Origin of the sequence: Pseudomonas vranovensis DSM 16006 (genome assembly GCF_000425805.1) — a bacterium.
Taxonomy (GTDB): Bacteria; Pseudomonadota; Gammaproteobacteria; order Pseudomonadales; family Pseudomonadaceae; genus Aquipseudomonas; species Aquipseudomonas vranovensis.
The window spans coordinates 23405-48016 of the sequence record NZ_AUED01000017.1 but is presented as its reverse complement, the minus strand read 5'-3'; the positions used below and the strand labels follow the sequence as shown (position 1 = coordinate 48016).

Genomic DNA, 24612 nt, shown 5'->3' with positions numbered 1-24612 from the left:
GCCGCTGCCGCCAGGCTGCGATCGACTGCATAGCAGTCGCCCTAGCCGTATGACGCCCGCTTCGCGGTGTAGCGGTAGCGCCCACAAAGCCAGATCTACCAGTAGTTTTCTACCGCCACTTGCCCCGGCCGGCGGCTCAAGCTCAAGTTCAAACCCCGCTGCTTGAGCGCCTGACGCGTGTCGTCGATCATCTGTGGGTTGCCACACAGCATCACCCGCGAATGCTCCGGTGTCAGTTCCAGCCCAGCCGCCCGCTCCAGCTCGCCGTTCTCGATCAGGGTCGTGATGCGTTCGTTGAGGGCTCCCGGGTGCTGCTCGCGGGTGACCACCGGAATGAACTGCAACTTGCCCGCGTACTCGGCCAGGTAGTCGCGCTGCTCAAGGCCTGCGATCAGGTCCAGGTAGGCCAGCTCATTGGCTTCACGCACCGAGTACACCAGTTTGATCGACTCGAAACGCTCCCACGCCTCGAAGTCCTGCAGGATCGACATGAACGGTGCAATGCCGGTACCGGTGGCCAGCAACCACAGGTCACGACCATCGACAAAGCGATCCAGGGTCAGGAAGCCGAACGCCTGGCGATCGATCAGCAGGCTATCGCCCTCGCGCAGTCGACTCAGCTCGCTGGTGAATTCACCGCCCGGTACCACGATGGAAAAGAAATCCAGATGCTCGTCATGGGGCGCCGAAACCATTGAATAGGCGCGCCAGACCACGCTGCCGTCGGCTTTGGTCACACCCAGGCGGGCGAACTGGCCGGACCGGAAGCGAAACCCCGAATCGCGACTGGTACGCAGGCTGAACAGGCTGGGGGTCAGCGGCTGGACGTCGAGCAACGTCTGGCGAGTGAACTTTTCAGCGCTGGCAGTCATGACTTACTCCATAGAACAGATGTGCCCAGTGTCGCGCAAACAGGCCCGGATAAACACCGCAGGATTGTAGTGACATCCCCTGGCCGGCAAAACCCTTGTAGAATTGCCACCCTGTCACTCGCCGTCGAATGCACGGCGCGCCATTGCCCCAGAGCCTTACACCATGCCCTTGCTGACCAGCCCTTTTGCCGAACTCGACCTGCTACGCCAGCCCGAGCAAGCCAACGATCCCTTGCAAGCGTTCGACGCCGCCGACGAATACTTGCTGGAACACCTGGCCGAGCAGGCAGCGGCTGCCTCGACCCGGGTGTTGGTACTCAATGACAGTTTCGGGGCCTTGGCGATCAGCCTGAACCGGCACTTCCCGCTCCATAGCAGCGGTGACTCGCACCTGGCTCACCTGGCGCTGGAGAAGAACCTGGTGCGCAACGGCCAGCCGTTCGACGCAGTACCCTTCATTCCGGCCAACAGCCCATGGCAGGGCCCATTCGACCGAGTGCTGGTACGTGTACCCAAGACCCTGGCCCTGCTCGAAGAGCAATTGATCCGCCTGCAGGGACACCTGGCCCCAGGTGCCCAGGTCATCGCCGGGGCGATGATCAAGCACCTGCCACGCGCCGCCGGCGACTTGCTGGAGAAATACATCGGCCCGGTGCAAGCCTCGCTGGCCCGGAAGAAGGCCCGTCTGTTGATTGCCACCGTCCAGGACAAAGGCACCTTCACCTCCCCGTACCCAACCCGCTACCTGCTGGAGGCGCCGCGCCTGGAGCTGGTCAACCACGCCAACGTGTTCTGCCGCGAAGGCCTGGATATCGGCACCCGCGCCTTCCTGCCCCACCTGCCAACCAACCTGGGCACGGCCCGGGTCGCCGACCTTGGCTGCGGCAACGGCGTGCTGGCCATTGCCAGCGCCCTGAACAACCCGCAGGCGCACTACACCTTGGTGGATGAATCCTACATGGCCACCCAGTCGGCCCTGGAAAACTGGCAGGCGGCACTGGGGGATCGTGAAATGACGGTGCGTGCCGACGATGGCCTGGCCGGACAACCGGCGCAATCGCTGGATGTGGTGTTGTGCAATCCGCCTTTCCACCAGCAGCAAGTGGTGGGCGACTTCCTCGCCTGGCGCATGTTTCAGCAGGCCCGTGAGGCGTTGGTGGTGGGGGGTTCGCTGTACATCGTCGGCAACCGCCACCTGGGTTACCACAGCAAGCTGGCGCGCCTGTTCCGGGGCGTCGAGCAAGTGGCGGCCACCCCCAAGTTCGTGGTGCTCAAGGCCCGTAAATAGCCGCCACACAATAGGAGCGGGCTTGCCCCAGGATGCGGCGTGGCTGACAGAACGCTTTCGCGGGGCACGTCGAGACGTCGTACCGCCGCTCCTCCACAGGCAAAAAAAACCCTTCGCGACCGAGGTTGCGAAGGGCGCAGAATCCGCCGCGAGGCGGGATGGGAATGTCAGTCAGTGGGTGCTCAGGCCGGCTGCCGCCATGAACATGCGCATCAGCCAGGCCACGATGCCCAGGGCCGCCACGCTGCCGGCCCAGATCACCGCCAGCCAGCCCAGCCGTTGCCAGAGCGGCTTTTTCTCTTCGTCATACGTGTGCTTGCCAGTCATCGCCAGGGCTCCTAGTGATAGCCGTCCTCATGGGTCACCTTGCCGCGGAACACGTAGTAGCTCCAGAAGGTGTAGCCAAGGATGAACGGAATGATGAACAGCGTCCCCACCAGCATGAAGCCCTGGCTCTGCGGGGGTGCGGCAGCGTCCCAGATCGAGATCGACGGCGGGATGATGTTCGGCCACAGGCTGATGCCCAGGCCGCTATAGCCAAGGAAGATCAGTACCAGGGTCAGCAGGAACGGGGTGTAGTGGGCATTGCGGGCCACAGCCTTGAGCAGACCGTACAGGGTCACCAGTACCAGGATCGGCACCGGCAGGAACCAGAACAGGTTAGGCAGGCTGAACCAGCGGGTGGCGATGTCCGGGTGCGCCAGCGGCGTCCAGATGCTCACGATACCGGTCACCGCCAGCAGCACCAGCGCCAGCGGGCGGGCCAGGTCGTGCATCTGCAGTTGCAGCTTGCCTTCGGTTTTCATGATCAGCCACGTGCAGCCGAGCAGCGCATAAGCCACGATCAGTCCCACGCCACAGAACAGGCTGAACGGTGTCAGCCAGTCCAGGGAGCCGCCTGCATAGCTGCGGTCAACCACTTTGAAGCCTTCGATGAAGGCGCCCAGGGCCACACCCTGGAAGAAAGTGGCTGCCAGCGAGCCGCCGATGAAGGCCTTGTCCCAGAGGTGACGCTTGTCGGCCTTGGCCTTGAAACGGAATTCGAAGGCCACGCCCCGGAAGATCAAGCCGATCAGCATCAGCATCAGCGGCAGGTAGAGCGCCGACAACACCACGGCATAGGCGAGCGGGAAGGCGCCGAACAAGGCCGCGCCCCCCAGCACCAGCCAGGTCTCGTTACCGTCCCAGACCGGCGCGACGGTGTTCATCATCACGTCGCGGTCCTGCTCGGCCTTGACGAAGGGAAAGAGAATGCCGATGCCCAGGTCAAAGCCATCCATGACCACGTACATCATGATGCCGAAGATGATGATCACGGCCCAGATCAGTGGAAGATCAATACCCATGATTCAGTTCCCCTTGCTCAGGCTGGCGTGCTCGCCATCGTCATGATCGTCACCGGCAGCCGACAGCGGCCGTGCAGGCGTACGTTTCTGGCCAGGACCACCGGGGTTGGTTTCGTCACCCTCGCCGGTTTTCGGCCCTTTGCGTACCAGGCGCATCATGTAGCCAAGGCCCGCGCCAAACAGGGCGAAATAAACCACCACGAACATCACCAGGGTCACGCCCAGCTGGGTGTAGCTATGGTTCGAGACGCCATCGGCGGTGCGCATCAGGCCATAGACTACCCACGGCTGACGACCGATCTCGGTGGTGAACCAGCCGGCCAGGATCGCGATCAGGCCGGAGGGGCCCATCCACAAGGTCAGGTACAAGAAGGGGCGCGAGCTGTAGAGCTTGTCGCTCTTGCGCAGCCACAGGCTCCACAAGCCGACGAAGATCATCAGCATCCCCAGTCCGACCATGACCCGGAACGACCAGAACACCACGGTGGAGTTTGGCCGGTCTTCCTTCGGGAACTCCTTCATCGCCGGCACTTGCTTGTCCAGGCTGTGGGTCAGGATCAGGCTGCCCAGGGCCGGGATTTCCAGCTTGAAGCGGGTGGTCTCGGCTTCCATGTCGGGAATGCCGAAGAGGATCAGCGGCGTCGCCTCGCCCGGGACGTTTTCCCAGTGCCCTTCGATCGCGGCAATTTTCACCGGCTGGTGCTTGAGGGTGTTCAAGCCGTGGAAGTCGCCGATCACCGCCTGGATAGGGGCAACGATCAAGGCCATCCACATGGCCATCGAAAGCATCTTGCGAATGGCCGGGTTGTCACGCCCGCGCAGCAAATGCCAGGCCGCAGAAGCACCCACGAAGAACGCGGTGGCCACGAACGCGGCAGTGGCCATGTGTGCCAGGCGGTAAGGGAACGACGGGTTGAAGATCACGGCGAACCAGTCCACCGGGATTACCACGCCATTGACGATCTCGTAGCCCTGCGGGGTTTGCATCCAGCTGTTGGAGGCAAGAATCCAGAAGGTGGAAATGATGGTGCCAATGGCCACCATGACTGTCGCGAAGAAGTGCAGGCCACGGCCTACACGGTTCCAGCCAAAGAGCATGACGCCGAGGAAACCGGCCTCGAGGAAGAAGGCGGTGAGTACTTCATAGGTCAGCAACGGGCCGGTGATGGAGCCGGCAAAGTCGGAGAACTTGCTCCAGTTGGTGCCGAACTGGTACGCCATGACCAGACCGGACACCACCCCCATGCCGAAGTTGACGGCAAAGATCTTCGACCAGAAGTGATAAAGGTCACGGTAGACACTGTTGTTGGTCTTGAGCCACAGCCCTTCAAGTACCGCCAGGTAGCTCGCCAGGCCAATAGTGATGGCCGGAAACAGGATGTGAAACGACACGGTAAACGCGAACTGAATTCGGGCGAGATCTAGAGCCTCTAATCCGAACATAGTGCTTCCTCTGTCAGGTAATCCGGCGTCAGGCAACGCGCCTTGGCGCCAACTGCCCCCACGGTAGTTGAGTGCGGCTGGTTGGAATTGTTCTAAAAACATCACATCGCAGGGAATTCGGCCGTACGGCCCAACCGTTGCAAATGAAACTATTGATCCAGATCAACGGTTGCCAGAAAGGATAGTCCTGAAAGCCCTGCGCAGTTGTGTGGTTGATTGCCGCGTGACCGGTTGTCTCACCCCCTTTACGACGCTCCCAAACGGTGCGCTGACCGCCCAACAGCCGCCATCCCTGCAACCTGTTGTTACAAACTGATGATAATCTGCTCCCCCGCTCCCCTCGCCGAGGCTCTGTTTCGCCGATGTCAGACCAACCGCAGCTGTTGCGCCACCACCGTCCCTTCCTCAAGTTCTGGCTGGCCCGGGTGTGTACCGCCAGCGGCTTCCAGATGCTCACCGTGGCCATCGGCTGGCACCTGTACCAATTGACCGGCAACGTGCTCGACCTGGGCCTGGTCGGCCTGGTGGAGTTCGCGCCACGGGTGTTGTTCATGCTGCACACCGGCCACGTCGCCGACCGCTATGACCGCCGCCGGGTCGCCGCGCTGTGCCAGAGCATCCAGGCGTTGATCGCGGTGGCACTGGTGATCGGCAGCAGCACCGACAACGTCAGCCGCGAGATGATCTTTATCCTGGCCTTCTTGCTGGGCGCCACCCGCTCCTTTGAAATGCCCGCCACCCAGGCGCTGCTGCCTAACGTCGTGCCACCGGGGCTGTTCCCCCGTGCCGTGGCCGCCTCGGCCTCGGCAATGCAGTCGGCGACCATCGTCGCGCCGGCGGTGGGTGGCTTTCTCTATGCCTTTGGCAGTGTCTGGGTCTATGGTCCGACGGTCCTGCTGTACGTGACCGCCTGCCTGCTGACCCTGAGCCTCAGCGTCCGGCCGCAAGTGCCACAGACCGGCCGCGCCAGCCTGGACTCGCTACTGGCCGGCATTCGCTTTATCCGCAGCCGCCCGGACATCCTTGGCGCCATCTCGCTGGACTTGTTCGCCGTATTGCTGGGCGGCGCCACGGCACTGCTGCCGGTATTCGCCAAGGACATTCTGCTCACCGGCCCCTGGGGCCTGGGCTTGTTGCGTTCGGCGCCCGCGGTGGGCGCATTGCTGATGTCACTGTGGCTGGCGCGCTTTCCGGTGGAGCGCAAAGTGGGCCGGGTGATGTTTACCGCGGTCGGTGTCTTTGGCGTGGCCACCATCGCGTTTGGCCTGTCGACTTCGTTCTGGTTCTCATTGGCGGTACTGGCCGTGCTCGGTGCGGCCGACATGATCAGCATGGTGATCCGCGGTGCCTTCGTGCAGCTGGAAACCCCGGATGAAATGCGCGGGCGGGTGAGCGCGGTGAACGGGTTGTTCATCGGTGCTTCGAATCAGTTGGGGGAATTCGAATCCGGGGTGACGGCGCACTGGTTCGGTACGGTGCCGGCGGTGGTGCTGGGCGGGGTAGGTACGCTGGTGGTGACCGGGGTGTGGATCAAGCTGTTTCCGACGCTGGCGGGCCGGGATCATATGCATCGGTCTTGAGCGTTCTTCGCGGGGCAAGTCGAGACGTCGCACCGGCGTCTCGACTTGCCCCGCGATACCTAGACGCCCAACTGCCCCGCCACTCGCTTGCGAGCGGCCCTGCCCACCACCTGCTCGACCAGCACCAGGGCAAATTCCAATGCCGCACCCGACCCTTGCGCCGTGATGCAATTGCCGTCCACCACCACCGGCTGGTCGACAAACGTACAACCGGAAAGCTGTTGACTGACATCGACATGGCAGGTCATGCGGCGCTGGCGCAAAACACCGAATGCCTGCAGGGCCAGCGCGGGAGCCTCGGCGATAGCGGCAAAAAACTTTCCGGCCTTGGCCTGGTCCTTAACCTGCTGCTCCAGCGGTTGATGCGCCGCCATATGCTGCGCGCCCTTCTCGCCCCCTGGCAACACGATCAGGTCGAAGGGCTGGGCGAGGATGTCCACCAACATGCCGTCGGCGGTCAGGCGTGTACCCCGGGCACAGGTCAACATCCGCCTGCCCTCGATACTGGCTACCACCACTTCTACCTCGGCCCGGCGCAAGACATCGATCAAGGTCACGCACTGCAGGTCGTCAACGCCTTCGGCAACAACGATCAGGGCTCTATGGCTCATGGGCGTTCTCCTGTGAGTATCTTTCAAGCGTAGTTGATCGGAAAAACGCCCTGAAACTGCGTACATCTGCAGTGTATCCACACATTAATTACCGCTCGGCGAGCATGCTGGTATGATGCGCGGCTTTTTTCCGGCTCATTCAAATTGCACACACCACCCGGTACGGTCTGTGCTTTGCTGATGGGGTCGATACATTCACGGCGCCGGGGCGCGCCACGGGGAGCAGGCATGCTGGAAAGGCTGTTTCAACTAAAAGCACACAACACCACTGTGCGTACCGAGATTCTCGCGGGCGTCACCACCTTCCTGGCCATGGCCTACATCTTGTTCGTCAACCCGAGCATTCTCGGCGAGACCGGCATGGACAAGGGCGCGCTGTTCGTTGCCACCTGCCTGGCAGCGGCCATCGGTTCGACCACCATGGGCCTGATCGCCAACTACCCGATCGCCTTGGCGCCGGGCATGGGCCTGAACGCCTTCTTCACTTACACCGTGGTCCTGCACATGGGGCATACCTGGCAGGTGGCACTGGGGGCGGTGTTCATCTCGGCGGTGCTGTTCTTCCTGCTGTCGATCTTTCGAATTCGTGAGTGGATCGTCAACAGCATCCCCCTGCCGCTGCGTTCGGCCATTGCTGCCGGTATCGGCCTGTTCCTGGCGCTGATCGCCCTGCACAATGCCGGTATCGTGGTCGACAACCCGGCGACCCTGGTGGGCCTGGGCGATCTCAAGCAACCGGCACCCATCCTCGCCACCCTGGGCTTCTTCCTGATCGTCGCGCTGGAGGCCCTGAAGGTCCGTGGTGCGGTACTGATCGGCATCCTGGCCGTGACCGTGACCTCTATCGTGCTGGGCTTCACTCCGTTCGCCGGCGTGGTCTCGATGCCGCCATCGCTGGCGCCAACCTTCCTGCAGCTGGACATCAAGGGTGCGCTGGATGTGGGCCTGATCAGCGTGATCTTCGCCTTCCTGTTCGTCGACCTGTTCGACAACTCCGGCACCCTGATCGGCGTTGCCAAACGCGCCGGCCTGATGCGCAAGGATGGCCACATGCCGAAAATGGGCCGCGCCCTGATCGCCGACAGTACCGCGGCCATGGCCGGTTCCCTGCTGGGTACCTCGACCACCACCAGCTACATCGAGTCGGCAGCCGGCGTGAGTGCGGGCGGGCGCACCGGCCTTACCGCCATCGTGGTGGCTATCCTGTTCCTGCTGGCGCTGTTCTTCGCCCCGCTGGCCGGTAGCGTGCCGGCCTTCGCCACGGCCCCGGCGCTGCTGTTCGTCGCCGTGCTGATGGCCTCGGGCCTGGCAGAAATAAACTGGGACGACGTCACCGAAGCCGCACCGGTGGTTATCACTGCCCTGGCCATGCCGCTTACCTACTCGATCGCCAACGGCATCGCCTTCGGTTTCATTTCCTGGACCGCGATCAAGCTGATCTCCGGCCGTCGTGGTGACCTGAACCCGGCACTGGTGATCCTCTCGATCCTGTTCGTCATCAAGCTGGGCTGGTTCAACGCATGAGTGCTGTCCTCGATCCTTCGTCCTATACCCAGCAGCTCGACGCCAAGGCTGCCCGCCTGCGTGAGCTGCTGGCGCCGTTCGATGCCCCGGAACCTGCGGTGTTCGACTCGCCGCGCGAGCACTATCGCCTGCGCGCCGAGTTTCGCCTGTGGCGCGAGAACGAGCAGCGCTTCTACGCCATGTTCGCGCCGGGCGAAAAGCACACGCCGATCCTGATCGAAGACTTCCCCATCGCCAGCCTGCGCATCAATGAACTGATGCCACGCCTCAAGGCCGCCTGGATGGCGAGCTCAGCCCTGAGCTTCAAGCTGTTCCAGGTGGAGTTCCTCACCACCCTGGCGGGCGACGCGATGATCACCCTGTGCTACCACCGTCCCCTGGACGAGCACTGGGAGGCGGCTGCGCAACAACTGGCCAGCGACCTGGGCGTGAGCATCATTGGCCGCTCCAAGGGCAAGCGCGTGGTGATCGGTCGCGACTACGCGGTCGAAGAGCTGCAGGTTGCTGGACGCAGCTTCCGCTACCGCCAGCCGGAAGGCGCCTTCACCCAGCCCAACGGCACGGTGAACCAGAAGATGCTCAACTGGGCCTACGAGGCCCTTGGCGAGCGCCAGGACGACCTGCTGGAGCTGTACTGCGGCAACGGCAACTTCACTCTGCCGCTGGCAACCCGGGTGCGCAAGGTGCTGGCCACCGAGATCAGCAAGACTTCGGTCAATGCCGCACTGCACAACCTCGATGACAACGGTGTGGATAACGTGCGCCTGGTTCGCTTGTCTGCCGAAGAGCTGACCGAGGCGCTGAACGAAGTGCGTCCGTTCCGCCGTCTGGAAGGCATCGACCTGAAGAGCTATGAATTCGGTAGCGTGTTCGTCGACCCGCCGCGCGCCGGCATGGATCCGGACACCTGCGAACTGACCCGGCGCTTCGACAACATCCTGTATATCTCCTGCAACCCGGAAACGCTGGCAGCCAACATCGCCCAGTTGCACGACACCCACCGTATCGAGCGGTGTGCATTGTTCGACCAGTTCCCGTACACGCATCACATGGAGAGTGGGGTGTTGCTGGTCCGGCGCTGAAACCATCGGTGTAGCCGCTGCCGCCAGGCTGCGATCGGCCGCGAAGCGGTCGTAAAAAGCCAAGGCGTCTGCTGCGCAGTCGATCGCAGCCTGGCGGCAACGGCTACACCGGCAACAGCTTCACTTGTACATCAACAACGGCACCAACTGATCCTCATCGGTCAACGCCCCATGGTGCCCACGCCACTGGCTGGCATGCTTCTCCACCTCGCTGCGAATAATCCCCCCTGCCCCGTTCGGCACCACGATCAGGTCGCCGATCCGCGCCTCGGCCTGGCTCAGCATTACATCCCCAAACAACCCTTTGGCAATCGCCTGGGCCTTGCTCAATACCCGGTAGTCGTCGCCAAGGCGGTTCTGCCAGCGTTCATGCACGCGGTCCTGCTGGTGCTCGTGGGTGTAGAGGTAGCGCGCCCGGATATCGCCTGCGATGGCGCGTACACCTTCCTGCAAGGCAGGTTCGAGATCGAAGTCCCGCACCTGCTCGCTGTCCAGCGCCAGCATGCCGTGGTCGGCGATGATCATCAGTTGGGCGCGTTCCGGTAACCTGCGAGCAATGGCCTGGGCCAGTTGATCGGCAATCTGCAGCTGATTGATCCAGCCGTCCGACCCCGGACCGAACAAGTGCCCGGCAAAATCCAGGTCGCCAAAATAAGCAAAGCAGAACGCCGGCCCCGGTGCGTCCAGCGCCGCGTTTACCAGCGCGGGATAGGCGTCATAGGCCGGCGCAGGCAATATCTGCCCGGCCTTGTAGATCGCCTGGCTGAACGCCGAATTGGCAAAGCGCCCGAGCATCACCGTGCTGATGGCGATACCCTGTTCAGCGGCCAGGCTCCAGGCATCGGGTGGCACGATGAACGACCCGGGCGCCGGGGCCTCACAAGGCTGCGCGCCGGGCTGCAGTGCAGCGGTGGCCCACTGCAGCGGCGAAAGCTCGCTGTGTTCATCAAGGGCAAAGCTGCAACCGACAATGCCATGGGCACCACTGCCCAACCCTGAAGTGACCGATGCCAGACTGGTTGCGGTGGTCGCGGGAAAGCCAACGCGAAATCGGGAGTCCGGCTGCGCCAGTGAAGCCAGAAACGGAGCGTGGCGGGCATGTGCCTGCAACAGGTTCCAGCCCAGGCCGTCGATCAGCAGCAGGCAGGCAGCCTGCGAGCGGTCGAGGTGAAAGCTGTTGCGAAAGCCCTGTCCACCCAGGCCCGCGAAGATCGACTGAGTGAGGCTGGCCAGCCCCGGCCAGGTTTCACCCATCAACTGTGAGTCGTTGAACGGCATTGCCATGTCTCCCTCCGCAGGCAGGTCAAAACAACAGGTGTAGCACAGGCTGTGCGATCAGCGCACAGAAAAGCACGGGGCTTCGGTTCCGACAATTGACCTTGTTAACCAAACGGTACATTTTCACTGAACGCCATTTCCAAGAACAACAATGGAGTCCCCCCATGAATCCGGCCACCTCCGGCGGTATTCTCGCCGGCCTGATCGGCGCAGGCATCCAGGCCTCGCGCACCCCTGCGCTGCATGAGCACGAAGGCCGTGCCCAAGGCTTGAATTACCTGTACCGGCTGATCGACCTGGACAGCCTGCAACTGGACAGCACCGCGCTGGAGCAACTGCTCACCGCAGCCGAGTCGATGGGTTACACCGGCCTGAACATTACCTTCCCGTGCAAGCAGGCGATCCTGCCGTTGCTGGACGATCTCTCGGCTGAAGCGCGGGGCATTGGTGCAGTCAATACCGTGGTGCTCAAGGACGGCAAGCGCATCGGCCACAACACCGACTGCCTGGGTTTTGCCGAAGGCTTTCGCCGGGGCCTGGCCGATGCGCCGCGTGCCGAGGTGGTACAGATGGGCGCCGGTGGTGCAGGCGCTGCGGTAGCCCACGCACTGCTGGCCGAAGGCGTTGAACAACTGACGGTGTTCGACGTCGAAACAGCCCGAGCGCAGGCACTGGTGGATAACCTCAATCAGCATTTCAACGGTAGCCGCGCCCGCGTCGGCCATGACCTGGAAAGTGCCCTCGCCGCCACCGACGGGCTGGTCAACACCACGCCAATGGGCATGGCCAAGCTTCCGGGCATGCCGGTACCCAAGGCATTGCTGCGCCCTGCGTTGTGGGTGGCGGAGATTGTTTATTTCCCGCTGGAAACCGAGCTGCTACGCGAGGCACGGGCGTTGGGGTGCAGGACCCTGGATGGGTCGAACATGGCGGTGTTCCAGGCGGTGAAGGCGTTCGAGTTGTTCAGCGGGGTAACACCAGACGCTTCACGGATGATCGCGCACTTCAACAGCCTGGGCGGCTGAAAGCATCGCGGGGCAAGCCCGCTCCCACAGATTGGCAAAAATCCTGCAGGAGCGGGCTTGCCCCGCGATCAGGCCTGCAGGTACCGCAACACCGACTCGCAGATCATCTCGCGATGGCGATCCTTGATCGCCTCGTCCTCGAAATCGACCTGGAACAGCTCACCAAAGGTGTGCCGGTTCGATACCCGGTAAAAACAGAACGAACTGATCAACAAATGCACGTCCAGCGCCTGCAGACCCTGGCGGAACAGGCCCTGCTCGGCGCCGCGGTGGAGGATCTCGTCCAGCGCGGTAAGCACCGTCTTGTTCATCGAGCGGATGGTCGAGGAGCACTTCACGTACTCGCCGTGGTGCATGTTCTCGTTGCAGACAATGCGCACGAAATCGACATTGCGATCATGGTGATCGAAGGTGAACTCCACCAACCGGCGAATGCCCTGGCGCGGCTCCAGCTCCGCCAGGTTCAGGCTGCTTTCAGTGTTGCGGATATCTCCGTAGAGCTTCTCAAGCACCTCGACGTACAACTGCTCCTTGCTGTTGAAGTAGTAGTAGATCATGCGCTTGGAGGTCTGGGTGCGCTCGGCGATCGCATCGACCCGCGCCCCGGCCAGCCCCTGCTGGACGAACTCGCTGATCGCCGCCTGAAGAATGTTCTCGCGGGTTTTTTCCGGGTTGTTCTTGCGGCCTTTGCGCACCGCCGGTTCCGGGGCTGCGAAAAGTGCTGAGGTAGTCGTCATACGGGACTCGTGGCCAACGGTTAACCCGGTGATTATGAGCCCCGGGGGATAAGGAAGAAAGCCTGCCTACAAACGCGCCTGCGCCGGCGCTCCTGCCCGCGCCTTGGCCATGGCGGCCAGACGCACGGCCACGTTGGCCGCGCCGTAGCCACTGTAGCCATTGCGACGCTGCAGCACCTCGAAGAAAAAGCGCTCCTCGAACGGCTCGGTGTACACGTGAAACAGCTCGCCGCCCTGGGCATCACGGTCGTAGAGCACATTGTAGTAGGCCAGTTCGCTGAGGAATTCGTCATCGAAGTCGAACCGCGCGGCCAGGTCGTCGTAGTAGTTGAGCGGGATGTCGAGCAACGCCACGCCCGCCTCCTTGGCCTGCTTGACCGCCGCGAAGATGTCGTCGCAGTCGAACGCAATGTGATGCACACCCGAGCCACGATAGTGCGACAGCGCGTGGGCAATGGCGGTATTGCGGTTTTCCGAGATGTTCAGCGGCAGCCGGATCGAGCTGCAACGGCTGCGCAGTGCACGGCTTTTCACCAGGCCGTAAGGGTCGGGCAGCACCACTTCGTCGTCTGCGGTGAAGTCCAGCAGGCTCTTGTAGAACAGCGCCCAGCTGTCCAGGCCATCGGCCGGCAGCGCCAGGGCCATGTGGTCGATGCGCTTGAGCCCCAGACTGTTGCCCGACGGCAGCAATTGGCTGAAGTCGGTGTCATAGATGGTGCGGCCTTCGGCGTCCTGATCGACCAGGTAGATCAGGCTGCCATCCGGCGCACGCACGGCGGCCAATTCACGTTCGTTGGGCCCGACCAGGCCGCGATACGGCTGGCCGTGATAGGCCACTGCCCGGGCCAGGGCCTGGGCGCTGTCCTTGACCCGTATAGCCGTGGCACACAGCGACGGTCCATGGCTTTCAAAGAAGTTATGGGCGAACGAATAGGGCTCGGCATTGAGGATCAGGTTGATATCCCCCTGGCGCAGCAAGCTGACGTTCTTCGAGCGGTGCGCACCGGCGCGGGTAAAACCGAGGCGCTCCAACCAGTTGCCCAGCTTGGCGCCCAGGGCGTCGTCCACGGCGAACTCAAGGAACTCGATGCCGTCGTAGGCGCTGGCGGCCGGTGGGGCGAACAGCAGGTCGTCCAGCGGCTGCGGGGTATCCAGTTCAAGACGCTGGCGGGTCTTCTCTTCCAGGTACAACAACGAGCGCAGGCCATCGGCGGCATTGGCCCGTGGCGGCGCAGCGCGAAAGCCGTCATTGAAGATCTCCAGCGACAACGGCCCGCGATAACCACTGGCCAGGATCGGCGCCAGGAACCCGGCCAGGTCGAATTCGCCTTGCCCGGGGAAGCAACGGAAGTGCCGACTCCACTCCAGCACATCCATGGCCAGCACGGGTGCATCGGCCATTTGCACGAAAAAGATCTTGTCGCCCGGAACCTGGGCGATACCGCGCGGATCACCTTTGATCGACAAGGTGTGGAAACTGTCGAGAATCATGCCCAGGCTTGGATGATCGCCCGCCTTGACGATATCCCAGACCTGCTCCCAGGTGTTCACATGACGACCCCAGGCCAGCGCCTCGTAACCAATGCGCAGATCCCGTGCCCCCGCCCGTTCGGCCAGCAGGCGCAGGTCGTCGACCAACACCTGGCGCTCGCCCAGGGAGTCGGCGGCAACGTTGCTGCACACCAGCACCAGATCGGTGCCCAGCTCCTGCATCAGGTCGAACTTGCGCTCGGCGCGGTCCAGGTTGCGGGCCAGGCGGTCACGGCGGCAGCCCTCGAAGTCGCGGAACGGCTGGAACAGGGTGATTGCCAGGCCCAGGTCGGCACAGCGCTGGCGGATTTCCCGCGGGCTGCCGGCGTAGTACAGCAAGTCATTCTCGAAGATCTCGACCCCGTCGAAACCCGCGGCGGCTATGGCTTCGAGTTTTTCAGGCAAGGTACCGCTCAAGGACACAGTGGCAATCGAACGCTGCATTTTTATTCGCTCCGATGGGCAGGCAAAACCCGGATGCTGCAAGTATTGGCGGTGAACAAAAAATGCTCAACGCAATATGTACGAACCGGTTAGTTTTGTGTTCGATTATCGCCCATAATAGCGTTCTACGAATTGACCCTTTTTTGACCACAGGCGCACCATTTCGACACCAGGCAGTGTTGCTCCGGCCAAAAGCCCATCGACCCCTGCCGCTGAATCGACCGCCGAGCACCCCGGCGACCGTAGTGTTGCGTGACCCAAGGCTTGACCCATAAACATAAAAATACGGGTAACCCTCCCATGATCCATTCACAAAGCACCCGCATGGCCCAGCCGCTGGCCAACACCCCGCACGCCGGCATCGGCGACAAGATCCGTGGCGCCATGGCAGTGGGCAAGACCCGTTGGGTCATGCTTGCCCTGGTGTTCTTCGCCACCACCCTGAACTACATCGACCGCGCCGCCCTGGGCGTGATGCAGCCGATCCTGGCCAAGGAAATGAGCTGGACGGCGATGGATTACGCCAACATCAACTTCTGGTTCCAGGTGGGCTACGCCATCGGCTTCGTCCTCCAGGGCCGGCTGATCGACCGTATCGGCGTCAAGCGCGTGTTTTTCTGCGCCGTATTGCTCTGGAGCCTGGCCACCGGCGCCCATGGCCTGGCGACTTCGGCGGTGGGCTTTATGGTCTGCCGGTTCATCCTCGGCCTGACCGAAGCGGCCAACTACCCCGCCTGCGTCAAGACCACACGCCTGTGGTTCCCGGCCGGAGAACGAGCGGTGGCCACCGGCATCTTCAACGCCGGAACCAACGTTGGCGCGATGTTCACCCCGATGCTGCTGCCGCTGATCCTCACCGTGTGGGGCTGGCAGGCGGCCTTCATGGGCATGGCGGCACTGGGCCTGGTGTGGGTAGTGTTCTGGGGACTGAAGTACTACAACCCCGAGAGCCATCCAAGCGTCAGCAAGGAAGAGCTGGCGTATGTGCAAAGTGAAGTGGAACCGGAGCGGGCCCGCGTGCCGTTCTCGCGGATCCTGTGCATGCGTGGCACCTGGGCCTTCGCCCTGGCCTACTCAATCACCGCACCGGTGTTCTGGTTCTACCTGTACTGGCTGCCGCCGTTCCTCAACCAGCAGTACAACCTCGGTATCAGTGTCACCCAGATGGGCATCCCGCTGATCGTCATTTACCTGAGCGCTGACTTCGGCAGCGTCGGCGGCGGCATTCTCTCTTCGTTCCTGATCGGCCGTGGCATGGCCCCGGTCAAGGCGCGCCTGCTGTCGATGCTGCTGTTCGCCGCCACCATCGTCAGCGTGATCTTCGCTGCCGGTGCCAGCAGCCTGTGGGTCGCGGTTCTGGCCATCTCGCTGGCCATCGCGGCTCACCAGGCCTGGACCGCCAACATCTGGAGCCTGGTGATGGACTACACGCCCAAGCACATGATGAGCACGGTGTTCGGTTTTGGCGGCATGTGCGCGGCCATCGGCGGGATGTTCATGACCCAGCTGGTGGGCTACATCCTGACCACCACCAACAACAACTACACCCTGCTGTTCACCATGATTCCGGCCATGTACTTCATCGCCCTGGTCTGGATGTACCTGATGGCCCCCCGCAAAGTGCCCAAGGTCGAAGCCTAAGGCTTGCGCTGCAACCAGGCAGCGCCCAGCCCGCTCAGGCAGATCAGCGCAATCCCCACCAGCCCGGCCATGTCCGGGCTGTGTCCGAACAGCACCAGGCCAAGCACCCCGGCAAACACGATCTGGCAGTAGCTGAATGGCGCCAGCATCGCCGGCGGCGCATGGCGGAAGGCCTGGGTCAAGAACAGGTGTGCGGTCATTCCGCAGGTGCCCAGCGCCACGGCCATCAGGCCGTGGACCAGGGTCGGGGTCTGCCAGAACATCGGCACGATGGCACTCATGATCAGCGTGTTGAGCACGCCGGTGAAGAAGTTGCTGGTGGTCGGGCTGTCGATACCGCTGAGCTTGCGGGTCAGCAGTTGGTAGAAGCAGAAGCACAACGCCGAACCGAACGGCAGCAGCACCGCCGGGGTGAACAACGCACCGCCTGGATGGATGATCACCGTGACGCCGACAAAACTCACCAGCACCGCCACCCACTGCCCGCGGGTGACCTTTTCGCCCAGCAGCGGCAGCGACAGTGCCGTCACCAGCAAAGGCGCGAGAAAGTTCACCGCCGTGGCTTCGGCCAGCGGGATGAATTGCAGCGCGGTGGTGAACAGCAGGCTCGTACCCAGCAGGCACAACGCCCGCAGCGCCTGCAGCCCTGGTCGGCGGGTGCGCAACACCCGCAGCCCCGACTGCGGCAGGAAGATCGCCATCATCAACAGGGTGTGCACCAGGTACCGTGCCCAGACCACCCAGAGAATCGGATAGAACCCGGCCAGGTACTTGGACAGGGCGTCGTGGCTGGCAAACAGGAAGGTGGCCAGCACCACCAGCAAAATGCCCCGCAATGGCTGGCTGGCATCGGTAAGCGCGGTGGGACGGGGCATGTAATCGGCTCGCAGGTTAGTGCTGCACAAGCAGCTGACGGGTCTTGTCCAGGGCCATCTGTGCCCGTTGCAGGGCGCTCACGCCCTGTTCATACAACTGCCGGGTGGGGATCTCCAGGCTCAAGGGGATCGACGCCGGCAGGCTGTTCAGCAGCTCACCCAGGTCGCAATCACCGTCGCCCGGAAAGCGCCGCTCGTTGCGGGCCTGACGCAAGATCTCGGTCATGTCGTCAGGCCGCGGGCCGGCGACATCGCACAGCTGAGCATATCGCAGACGCGCAGGCGCGACCCGACGCAACTCATCCAGCGACGACGCCGAGCGGTCGAAGTGAAAGGCATCGACCAGCACACAGCCGTTGTCACGCCCGGCCTGCTCGACGATGCGCAGGGCCTGGGCAAGGTTCTTCGCGTCGGTCCAGGGCATGAATTCCAGGTGCGGATGCAAGCCGTACTGCAAGGCCAGGTCGCACAGGGCGGCGAAGTTATCCGTCAGGCGTCGCTCGTCAGGGTCGTTGCCGGCCACCAGCAATTCGCTGGCACCGAACTCGGCGCCAACGGTCAGCAAGGCTTCAAAATCGGCTACACAGGTGTCTGGCGTGAGCCGCAGGATTTCCACGTCCAGCACCTGGATGCCGGTGTCGCGCAAGCGGGCGGCGGTGCGGCGTCGCAGGCCGGCGTCGGCCACCAGCGGAAAGTGATGCTCCTCAGGGGTAGCGGGCTCCAGGCGCAGGCCCACATGGCTGTAGCCGGCCCGGGCGGCGACCTCGACCATTGCGTCGGGTGACAGCTCCAGCACTGTCAGGGCAGCCAGGGACATCACGCGTTGACTCATTGTTGTTATCTCGCAGAATGGGTTTTGATTATTTAGAACCAAGTTCCATTTTTAATGCAAGAAAAATAAAAAGCATCGCCGGGCACGTCGAGACAATCAAACAAACAACTCGGAAGCAGGACTCGCCGCCGACAACTCCGCCGCCGCCGCCAGCAGCACCGGCGCCAGCTCATGCATGCGCGCCTCGCTCATCCGCGCGCTGGGCCCGGCCACGCTGAGCACGCCTACCGCATGGCCATCGACGGGGTTGCGCACCACTGCTGCCAATGCCGAAGTACCCACCGCCGAACTTTCCACCACCCAGGCATAACCGTGCTCACGCGCCAAACGCAGGCGTTCGAGCAATTCGGCATTGGAGGCTGGGGCGTTGGGGCCGAAGTCTTCACGCCGGGCAATGCCCTGGCGCTCCACCAGCACCAGGGCCTGGGCATCGCTCAGGCTCGACAGCCAGGCATGCCCGGAGGCGGTATAGAACAGCGGCGCATCACGGCCCATGTCCGGGTCGTAGCGCAGGCCCGAACGGGCGCCCTGGGCCTTGGCGATCCAGGTCTGGCGGTCGCCGTCGATCACCCCCAGGCGCACCAGTTCACCGGTCTGTTGCGCCAACTGATCAAGGATCGGCTGAACGACGTCGGCACCGCTGCTGGCCAAGTAGCGAAAGCCCATGGCCACCAGCCGCGTGCTCAGGTGATAGCGGCTGCTCTCCGGGTTCTGGCGCACATAGCCCAGGCGCATCAGCTCGGCGAGCATGCGGTGGGTAGCGCTTTTGGGGATAGCCAGCTCGTCGGCCAGGGTCTGCAACGGCAGGCCGCGGGGTTCGCTGGTAAGGCGTTCAACAAGGCTGAACGCGCGTTCGATCTGACTGCCGGCCATGGTCACGGTCCCTGAAAATTGTGCCGATTCTAAAGAGCCACGGGCAAAGCGCAAATCACTGTCCGATCTTCGCCCACTTTGTCTGCCCGACCCCTTGGCCACGAGCGACCTCGAATCATAGAATATAGAATCAAGTTCCAGAATATAACAAAACCCATTGTTCGAGGAGACACTGCCATGGCTGCCCACCCCCCCACGTCCTTCCGCGTGGAGTGCGACGTACTGGTCATCGGTTCCGGTGCTGCCGGTTTGTCGGCGGCGGTAACCGCCGCCTGGCATGGGCAGAAGGTCATCGTAGTGGAAAAGGAGGCCGTGTTCGGTGGCGCCACCGCCTGGTCGGGCGGCTGGATGTGGGTGCCGTGCAACCCGCTGGCGCAACGGGCCGGCATCATCGAAGACCGCTCGCAACCGCGCACCTACCTTGAACACGAACTGGGCGAGCGTTTCGACGCACCGATGATCGACGCCTTTCTCGACGCCGCGCCGCGCATGGTGTCGTTCTTCGAGCGCCACACCGCCCTGCAGTTTGCCGACGGCAACGCTATCGCCGACATCCATGGGCAGACACCGGGTGCCGGCACCGGCGGACGCTCGGTGATCGCCGCGCCCTATGACGGCCGCCAGGCGGGCAAGCTGCTCAAGCGGTTGCGCAAGACCCTGCGCGAAACGTCCTTTGTCGGCATGCCGATCATGGCAGGCAAAGACCTCGGCGCCTTCCTCACCCTCACCCGCTCGTGGCGCTCACTGTGGCATGTGGGTAAACGCGTCAGCCGTCACCTGCTCGACCTGGCCGTGCATGGCCGCGCCCTGCAGCTGGTCAATGGCGTAGCGCTGGTAGCACGCCTGGCCAAGTCGGCAGAAGACCTGGGCGTACTGCTGTGGGAGTCGGCCCCGGCCAAATCATTGGTGCATGAACAGGGCCGGGTCAGTGGCGCCGTGGTCGACACTGTCCGCGGCCCGGTCACCATTCATGCCCGCAAGGCGGTGGTGCTGGCGGCCGGTGGCTTTGCCAACGACATCGAGCGGCGCAAGGCGCTGTTTCCACGCACGCCCACCGGGCATGAACACTTGGCCTTGCCGCCATTGGGCGCCAACGGCGATGGCCTGCGCCTGGGCGAAAGCGTCGGCGGCCAGGTGGCGGACGACCTGCACAGCCCGGTGGCCTGGGCGCCGGTGTCGCGGGTGCCGTACAAGGACGGCACCTTCGGGCATTTCCCGCACATCATCGAACGTGGCAAGCCCGGCATCATCGGCGTGCTGGCCAGCGGCAAACGCTTCGTCAACGAAGCCGACGGGTACTACGACTACGTCAGTGCCATGGTCGCCCAGGCGCCGGGCGAGCAGGTGGCCTCGTGGCTGATCTGCAGCCATGTCTTCCAGCGTCGTTATGGATTGGGCATTTCCCGGCCCTTCCCGCTGCCGCTGCAACCTTCTATCGACTCGGGCTACTTGAAGGTCGGCAACACCCTCGAAGCCCTGGCCCAAGCGTGTGGAATCGACCCGCAGGGCTTGAGCGACACCGTGGCCGAATACAACCGCCACGCCCGCCTGGGCGAAGACCCGGCGTTCGGCCGCGGCTCAACGCCGTACAACCGCAAACAGGGCGATGCCCTGCATGGGCCGAACCCTTGCGTTGCACCCATCGAACAGAGGCCTTTCTATGCAGTGAAGGTGGAGCCGGGATGCTTTGGCACCTTTGCAGGGCTCAAGACCAACGAGCATGCGCAAGTGCTCGACAACCAGAGCCAGCCCATTGCCGGGTTGTACGCGGCGGGTACCGACATGGCCAGCATCATGGGTGGGTACTACCCGGCGGGGGGGATCAACTTGGGCCCGGCGGCGACCTTCGGCTACATCGCCGGACGGCATATTGCGGGAGTTACCGAATACGAATGATGGCTGTAGGAGCGGCGGTGCGACGTCTCGACTTGCCCCGCTCCTACCAAGAGCAAGAGTGCATCAACTCAGAAATCGAAGAACACCGTCTCGCCTTCGCCCTGAATCCGGATATCAAAGCGATAGGCCAGCTTCCCATCCACCTCACACCGTGTCGCCACCAACGTCTCGCGACGCTGCGGTTGCTCGATCAGGTTGAGCACCGGGCACTGCGCATTGGCCTGCGCCTCGTCATCGAAGTACAGCCGCGTCTGCAGGTGAATGTTGATCCCCCGCGCAAACAGACTGACATTGATGTGCGGCGCCATCGGCACACCGGCCGCGTTGCACACTACGCCAGGCTTGATGGTGTTCAACGTCCACTCACCGGCATCGAAGGTGGTGGCCGTACGGCCAAAGCTGTTGAATGGCTGCTCCAGGTCGAAGTCGCCCTGGTACTGGCCATTGTGATCGGCCTGCCAGAACTCCAGGAACGAGTCGCGCACCAGGTGGCCATTGCCGTCGTAGACGTTGCCAAACACCAGGATGTGCTCACCCGGCGCATCCGGGCGGGCCATGCGATTCCAGATTTCCTGGTCACGGGTTGGGTTGCCGGCAGCTTCAAGGGCCAGGCCGATGTGAACATACGGGCCGGCCGTCTGCGAAGGGGTTTCCGGCAGCAATTGAATGGGCATAGTCACCTCCTCAGCGGTTTTCGAAGTGGGTCTTGCGCTGGCCGCGCAACACGATGTCGAAGCGATAGGCCAGGCTGTCCATCGGGTTGGCGTTGCTCATGTCCAACCGGGCAATCAGGCTCTGCACCGCCTCGGGATTGGCGATCGACTTGACGATCGGGCACATCGGAATCAACGGATCGCCTTCAAAATACAGCTGGGTGATCAACCGCGTGGCAATCGACGGGCCGCTGATCGACACGTGAATATGCGCTGGCCGCCAGTCGTTGGGGCCGTTGCGCCATGGGTACGGGCCCGGCTTGATGGTGCGGAAGCTGTAGTAGCCATCGCTATCGGTCAAAGCACGGCCGACACCACCGAAGTTGGGGTCCAGCGGGGCGAGGTAGCGGTCGTTCTTGTGGCGGTAGCGGCCACCGGCGTTGGCCTGCCAGATCTCCACCAGCGTATGCGGGATCGGCTTGCCGTACTGGTCGCACACACGGCCGGCAAGGATGATCCGCTCTCCGATCGGCAGGCCGCCATTGTTGAAATTGAGCAGCAGGTCGTGGTCATGCTCGCCGAATTTCAGGTGCGAGAAGTCCGGTCCGGTGCTTTCACTGATCGACTGGGGAATGCTCACCAGTGCCTGGCGCGGCGAACGGGCAATGGAGGTTTTGTAGTCCGGGGTCAAGGCCTTGGGGTGCCAGTTGCGATCACGGATAGCGAAGCGACTGTTGTCTTGTGCAGACATGCCGTTCTCCTGTCTTGGAATTATTGGAACACCTGGGCGTGGCAGGCGAGCTTGCAGTTTCCGGCATGTCCGGCATCGGCGATATTGAAAAGAGCCCTCACAATCATAACCATATGGTTATGTGAGCATCAGGAATCTGACAGAGCGAGGCCCGGTGAACTAATCTTTGAGCTCATGTTTCCAAGCTCGGGAGAGCACTCATGCAATGGCGAAAAGGCAGGCGTAGCGACAATGTGGTCGATGCCCGAGGCGAGGGCGGTGGCGGCATGCGCTTCGGCGGTGGCAAGGGCCTGAGCATCGGTGCGATCCTGCTGATCGTCGGTATCGGCTGGATCACCGGGCAAGATCCTTTGCAGATTCTCGGCCAACTGGCCGGGCAGATGGACCAGCAAAGTGCTCCGGTCAGCACGGGCCCTGCCAAGGCACCTCCGGCCAACGATGAGCAGGCCGAGTTCGTTGCCTCGATCCTCGGCGATACCGAAGACACCTGGCGGGCGATCTTTGCCCAGGCCGGCCGCCAATACAAAGACCCGACCCTGACCCTGTTCAGCGGCCAGATCAATTCGGCCTGCGGCTTCGCCTCCTCGGCGGTCGGGCCGTTCTATTGCCCAGCCGACCAGAAGGTCTACCTGGACATGAGCTTCTTTCGTGAAATGGAGCAGCGCTTCGCCGCCGCCGGCGACTTCGCCCAGGCCTACGTGATTGCCCACGAAGTCGGCCACCATGTGCAGACCCTGCTCGGCGTGTCGGCCAAGGTCCAGGCGGCACGCCAGCGGGGCGAACGCATGGAAGGCGACAATGGCTTGCTGGTACGCCAGGAACTGCAGGCCGATTGCCTGGCCGGCGTCTGGGCCTACCAGGCGCAACAACGCCTGAACTGGCTGGAGCCGGGAGACATTGAAGAGGCCCTGAACGCTGCCAATGCCATCGGCGATGATCGGCTGCAGCAGAAAGGCCAAGGCCGGGTGGTGCCGGACTCCTTCACCCACGGCACCTCGCAACAGCGCGTGCGCTGGTTCAAGACCGGCTTCGCCAAGGGCGACATCAACCAGTGCGATACCTTTACCAGCCGCGCCCTCTGAACACTCGTCCCTGATGCACGGCAGCCCCTTCAGGCTGCCGTTTACATACCTGGTTACGACCGCCGGTCATTTTTGCCGAAAAAGCGTTTCAGCTCCGCGCCGAGCCGCCGATAACCCGTGCTCAAGTACATCGACTGGCTACAACAACAACCTTCCAGCGATACGGATCAAGACGCACAACGTTCCTGGAGGGATTGCATGAATAGCTGGTTTGCCAACATCAGCGTCAACCTGAAACTCGGCCTGGGCTTCGGCCTGGTGCTGCTGCTCACCAGCCTGCTGGCCCTGACCGGCTGGAACAGCATGGGTGGGCTGATCGACCGCAGCAACTGGATGAGCGACATCACCCAGCTCAACAGCGACCTGACCAACCTGCGCATCACGCGCCTGCAATACATGCTGACCAACGGCGACGATGCCACCGCTGGCACCGTGCAGGTCAAGCTCAATGCCTTCAGCGAACAACAGCAAAAGCTGCTCAAGAACTTCAAGAGCCCGGAAAACGTCAAGCTGCTTCAGGAACTGGGCCAGACCATCAGCGAATACCAGGTGTCGATCAACAAGATGCGCGCCGGTTACAAAACCAGCCTGGCCGCCCGTGATGCGATGAACCTGGCCGCCGCGCGCGCCATCGACCTGGTCGAGGCGATCAACCGCGACATCCTTGCCCTGCCCGAAGGCGACGCCAGCCGTCTGGAGCAATTCCGCACCATCACCCAGGCCAAGGAGCAGCTGTTCCAGGTGCGCCTGGCCGTGCGCAGCTACATTGCCGACATCAGCAGCGAAGCCGAGCAACTGGCCCTGCGCCAGCTCGATGGCGCCCTGGCCGAAATTGCCAGCCTGAACCGCCAGATGCCGCACGAAGCCGCTCGCATCCAGCAGTTTGAAAGCGCAGTGCTGGCCTACCGCGATGCCGTGCGTCAGTTCCGCGATGCCACCGCCGACGTTGCCGTGGCCCGCCAGGAAATGACCGTACAAGGCGCCACCATCGTCAAGATCAGCGACGCCTTGTACAAGATCCAGCTCGAACGCCGCGACAGCGAAAGCGCCCAGGCCCGTACCCTGCAATTGACCGCCACCCTGCTGGCACTGTTGGTGGGTGTATTGGCTGCGGTGGTCATCACCCGCCAGATCACCCGTCCGCTGCGCGAGACCCTGGCCGTGGTGGAAAAAATCGCCGCCGGCGACCTCACCCACAACCTGCGCGTTACTCGCCGCGACGAACTGGGCGTATTGCAGCAAGGCATCC

21 protein-coding genes and 1 pseudogene are annotated in these 24612 nt (G+C 62.9%); 9 read left to right on the top strand and 13 right to left on the bottom strand.

Features of this window, described 5'->3' with window-relative positions; translation table 11 throughout:
* Positions 1–95: 95 nt before the first annotated feature.
* Positions 96–872 carry a ferredoxin--NADP reductase gene (locus H621_RS0114100; RefSeq protein ID WP_028944027.1) on the bottom strand — a complete coding sequence of 259 codons (777 nt, stop codon included), beginning with the start codon at positions 870–872 and terminating at the stop codon, positions 96–98.
* Between the two features lie 163 nt (positions 873–1035).
* Here H621_RS0114100 and H621_RS0114095 point away from each other — a divergent pair, with 163 nt between their 5' ends.
* Positions 1036–2160, top strand: coding sequence for a methyltransferase (locus tag H621_RS0114095; RefSeq protein WP_028944026.1), 1125 nt, complete (start codon positions 1036–1038; stop codon positions 2158–2160).
* 171 nt (positions 2161–2331) lie between these two features.
* Here the strand turns inward: H621_RS0114095 and H621_RS27105 are convergent, their stop codons facing one another.
* The 3 genes from H621_RS27105 to H621_RS0114080 are packed head-to-tail and all read right to left on the bottom strand — an operon-like array spanning position 2332 to position 4949.
* Positions 2332–2487, bottom strand: coding sequence for a DUF2474 domain-containing protein (locus tag H621_RS27105; protein ID WP_036989853.1), 156 nt, complete (start codon positions 2485–2487; stop codon positions 2332–2334).
* An 11-nt stretch (positions 2488–2498) separates the two neighbouring features.
* Positions 2499–3506, bottom strand: coding sequence for a cytochrome d ubiquinol oxidase subunit II (gene cydB / locus H621_RS0114085; RefSeq protein ID WP_028944025.1), 1008 nt, complete (start codon positions 3504–3506; stop codon positions 2499–2501).
* 3 nt (positions 3507–3509) lie between these two features.
* Complete coding sequence (locus H621_RS0114080; protein WP_028944024.1) at positions 3510–4949, bottom strand: cytochrome ubiquinol oxidase subunit I; 1440 nt, start codon at positions 4947–4949, stop codon at positions 3510–3512.
* A gap of 362 nt (positions 4950–5311) precedes the next feature.
* Here H621_RS0114080 and H621_RS0114075 point away from each other — a divergent pair, with 362 nt between their 5' ends.
* Entirely contained in the window at positions 5312–6529 is a 1218-nt protein-coding gene (locus tag H621_RS0114075) for an MFS transporter (protein WP_028944023.1), read from the top strand.
* A gap of 59 nt (positions 6530–6588) precedes the next feature.
* Here the strand turns inward: H621_RS0114075 and H621_RS0114070 are convergent, their stop codons facing one another.
* Positions 6589–7140, bottom strand: a complete 552-nt coding sequence (locus H621_RS0114070; protein ID WP_028944022.1) for a DJ-1 family glyoxalase III — start codon at positions 7138–7140, stop codon at positions 6589–6591.
* Between the two features lie 228 nt (positions 7141–7368).
* Between H621_RS0114070 and H621_RS0114065 the strand changes: the two genes are divergently transcribed.
* The gene (locus H621_RS0114065; protein WP_028944021.1) at positions 7369–8664 is read left to right on the top strand and encodes an NCS2 family permease; all 1296 of its coding nucleotides are present in this window, start codon (positions 7369–7371) and stop codon (positions 8662–8664) included.
* On the top strand, positions 8661–9746 hold the full coding sequence (gene trmA, locus H621_RS0114060) for a tRNA (uridine(54)-C5)-methyltransferase TrmA (protein WP_028944020.1): 1086 nt from the start codon (positions 8661–8663) through the stop codon (positions 9744–9746). The genes H621_RS0114065 and trmA overlap by 4 nt, the downstream gene beginning before the upstream one ends.
* A 120-nt stretch (positions 9747–9866) precedes the next feature.
* On the opposite strand, the gene H621_RS0114055 is transcribed toward trmA, so the two are convergent.
* Positions 9867–11030 (bottom strand): alkaline phosphatase family protein, encoded by a 1164-nt coding sequence (locus H621_RS0114055; RefSeq protein WP_028944019.1) that lies wholly within the window; start codon positions 11028–11030, stop codon positions 9867–9869.
* Positions 11031–11188: 158 nt separating this feature from the next.
* On the opposite strand from H621_RS0114055, the gene H621_RS0114050 reads away from it, so the two are divergent.
* Positions 11189–12049, top strand: coding sequence for a shikimate dehydrogenase (locus H621_RS0114050; RefSeq protein WP_028944018.1), 861 nt, complete (start codon positions 11189–11191; stop codon positions 12047–12049).
* A gap of 68 nt (positions 12050–12117) precedes the next feature.
* Here the strand turns inward: H621_RS0114050 and H621_RS0114045 are convergent, their stop codons facing one another.
* Together H621_RS0114045 and quiC are read right to left on the bottom strand one after the other, a co-directional pair.
* Positions 12118–12786, bottom strand: a complete 669-nt coding sequence (locus tag H621_RS0114045; RefSeq protein WP_028944017.1) for a TetR/AcrR family transcriptional regulator — start codon at positions 12784–12786, stop codon at positions 12118–12120.
* A 66-nt stretch (positions 12787–12852) separates the two neighbouring features.
* Complete coding sequence (quiC, locus tag H621_RS0114040) at positions 12853–14760, bottom strand: 3-dehydroshikimate dehydratase QuiC (protein ID WP_028944016.1); 1908 nt, start codon at positions 14758–14760, stop codon at positions 12853–12855.
* 300 nt (positions 14761–15060) lie between these two features.
* Here quiC and H621_RS0114035 point away from each other — a divergent pair, with 300 nt between their 5' ends.
* Entirely contained in the window at positions 15061–16401 is a 1341-nt protein-coding gene (locus H621_RS0114035) for an MFS transporter (RefSeq protein ID WP_028944015.1), read from the top strand.
* On the opposite strand, the gene H621_RS0114030 is transcribed toward H621_RS0114035, so the two are convergent.
* From H621_RS0114030 to H621_RS0114020, 3 genes are all read right to left on the bottom strand, one after another.
* Entirely contained in the window at positions 16398–17276 is an 879-nt protein-coding gene (locus H621_RS0114030) for a DMT family transporter (protein WP_028944014.1), read from the bottom strand. The two genes, H621_RS0114035 and H621_RS0114030, sit on opposite strands and share 4 nt — an antisense overlap.
* A gap of 16 nt (positions 17277–17292) precedes the next feature.
* A complete protein-coding gene (locus H621_RS0114025; RefSeq protein ID WP_028944013.1) occupies positions 17293–18108 on the bottom strand; it encodes a sugar phosphate isomerase/epimerase family protein in 816 nt (271 codons plus the stop codon).
* Between the two features lie 96 nt (positions 18109–18204).
* Positions 18205–18981 carry an IclR family transcriptional regulator gene (locus tag H621_RS0114020; protein ID WP_028944012.1) on the bottom strand — a complete coding sequence of 259 codons (777 nt, stop codon included), beginning with the start codon at positions 18979–18981 and terminating at the stop codon, positions 18205–18207.
* A 177-nt stretch (positions 18982–19158) separates the two neighbouring features.
* Here H621_RS0114020 and H621_RS0114015 point away from each other — a divergent pair, with 177 nt between their 5' ends.
* Positions 19159–20877, top strand: a complete 1719-nt coding sequence (locus H621_RS0114015; RefSeq protein ID WP_028944011.1) for an FAD-dependent oxidoreductase — start codon at positions 19159–19161, stop codon at positions 20875–20877.
* Between the two features lie 68 nt (positions 20878–20945).
* On the opposite strand, the gene pcaG is transcribed toward H621_RS0114015, so the two are convergent.
* Both pcaG and pcaH read right to left on the bottom strand, forming a co-directional pair.
* Positions 20946–21551: a protocatechuate 3,4-dioxygenase subunit alpha gene (gene pcaG, locus H621_RS0114010; protein WP_028944010.1), complete on the bottom strand. Its 606-nt coding sequence runs from the start codon at positions 21549–21551 to the stop codon at positions 20946–20948.
* A 10-nt stretch (positions 21552–21561) separates the two neighbouring features.
* Complete coding sequence (gene pcaH / locus H621_RS0114005) at positions 21562–22281, bottom strand: protocatechuate 3,4-dioxygenase subunit beta (protein WP_028944009.1); 720 nt, start codon at positions 22279–22281, stop codon at positions 21562–21564.
* A gap of 200 nt (positions 22282–22481) precedes the next feature.
* Between pcaH and ypfJ the strand changes: the two genes are divergently transcribed.
* Both ypfJ and H621_RS29245 read left to right on the top strand, forming a co-directional pair.
* The gene (gene ypfJ / locus H621_RS0114000; protein WP_028944008.1) at positions 22482–23363 is read left to right on the top strand and encodes a KPN_02809 family neutral zinc metallopeptidase; all 882 of its coding nucleotides are present in this window, start codon (positions 22482–22484) and stop codon (positions 23361–23363) included.
* A 303-nt stretch (positions 23364–23666) separates the two neighbouring features.
* Positions 23667–24578: pseudogene (locus H621_RS29245) on the top strand (methyl-accepting chemotaxis protein); the annotation flags it as partial.
* Between the last annotated feature and the right edge of the window lie 34 nt (positions 24579–24612).